The organism is Syntrophorhabdus sp., from assembly GCA_012719415.1.
GTDB lineage: Bacteria > Desulfobacterota > Syntrophorhabdia > Syntrophorhabdales > Syntrophorhabdaceae > Delta-02.
On the sequence record JAAYAK010000014.1, the window covers coordinates 1 to 1,695 of the forward strand.

Annotated in this window: 2 protein-coding genes; both read left to right on the forward strand. The window is 55.9% G+C overall.

The window, feature by feature from the left end; all coding sequences use genetic code 11:
* Nucleotides 1–579, forward strand: a 579-nt coding sequence (locus tag GXX82_00585) for an FAD-dependent oxidoreductase (protein ID NLT21522.1), incomplete at its 5' end; no start/stop codon positions are given.
* 76 nt (nucleotides 580–655) lie between these two features.
* Nucleotides 656–1,516 (forward strand): 3-hydroxyacyl-CoA dehydrogenase family protein, encoded by an 861-nt coding sequence (locus GXX82_00590; GenBank protein NLT21523.1) that lies wholly within the window; start codon nucleotides 656–658, stop codon nucleotides 1,514–1,516.
* Nucleotides 1,517–1,695 lie beyond the last annotated feature (179 nt).

The following is a 1,695-nucleotide window of genomic DNA, read 5'->3' on the forward strand; positions in this document are numbered from 1 at the left end:
AACGTGATATCGAGTCATGACATAGAGGCCTTTGTAAGCGGCCAGAGCACGAAGAAGGGCCTCATGTGGACACTGGCCGCGAAGGTCGGGAAAGACGTGGCAGGCAGCCCCGCTCTCATGCGCAAGATGCTGGGCCTCAATTTCCCCATCAAGAAAAGGGTTGCCATTATCGGCGGCCAGTTCGCGGGTTGCGAGCTTGCGCTGACCCTCATGGAGAAGGGAAAGCAGGTGCGGATCATAGAGGAGACGAAACGTCTCGGCGCGGATATCGGTCCCGTGACCAGGTGGGTCGAGATGGACATGTTGAGGAAAGGCGGCGTCGCCATGGAGACCCTGACGAAGGTGAAAGAGATCGCCGACAAGGGCGTCAAGGCGACGAGGGAAGACGGAACAGAGGTCTTTTTTGATGCCGACACGGTCCTTCTGGCCCTTGGCCTGAAAGAGAACATGGAACTTGCCGACAAGCTGAAGGGCAAGGTTCCCGAGGTGTACGTTGTTGGTGAAAGCGCCGGCGGAGGAGGGAAGAAGAGGCTGAGAGAGGCCATGAACTCCGGCCGCGACGTGGGCGCGAAGATCTAGGGTATCAGCAGGCAGCCCCTCCGGCGTGGTGGAAGTGTCGCCACGCCGGAGGGGCTGCCCGGAAAAGGAGTGCACTGTGAAGATCAGAAAAGTTGGAGTGGTAGGCTGCGGATTCATGGGCGGAGGCATCGTTCAGGTCTGCGCCGTGTCAGGATACGACGTTGTCACCACCGATATCTCCGATGAAGCGGTCAACAAGGGGATACGTGTCATAAAGGACAGACTAGCCAAGAAGGTCAAGAAAGGCGAGATGACGCAGCAGCAGATGGATGACGCGATGGGTCGCATCACAGGTTCTTCAGATATGAACGTCTACAAGGACTGCGACCTTGTCATAGAGTGTATTTTCGAGGATATGGAACTGAAGAAAAAACTCTTCGCGGAGCTGGACAGGATCTGCGAGCCGAAGACCTATTTCGGGACCAACACGTCCTGCCTTCCCGTGATCGATATGGCGATGGCCACCTCGCGGCCGGAGAAGGTTGTGGGCATACACTTCTTTACCCCTCCGCCTCTTATGCCCCTTGTGGAGATCATGGAAAGTGTCAAGACAAGCAAGGAAACGATGGATATGGCCGTTGAGTTCGGCAAGAGCGTGGACAAGAGCGTGATCGTCGCGAAAGATACCCCGGGCTTCATCGTCAATGCCCAGATGATACCCAACGTGCTGAACGCAGTGCGCATGGTCGAGAGCGGAATAGCGACAGCTGAAGACATCGACCTCGGGGCCGTAAAGGGTCTTTCCCACCCGATCGGGCCCATAGCGCTGGCGGATTTCTTCGGGCTCGATGTCCTGTACGCGATCAGCACGCACATGTATGAAGAAACGAAGGATCCGATGGTGAAGCCCCCGTTGATATTGAAGCGCATGGTAATGGCCGGAATGCTTGGCCGCAAGACGGGAAAAGGTTTCTACGATTATACCTCGAAGGGATGAATGAACGGCCTGCGGCGAACATGCAGCAATGCATGACGCACGAGACGGGCTGGAAGATCATGATAAAGAGTATTGAAATAGCGAGAGATAAAACGAGCCGGTCCGTGACCCCGAAAAAACCTTCCTACTCCCACCTTAACGGGCCGGCTTCGCTATTTTTCATGACAAGTCCCGGAGAT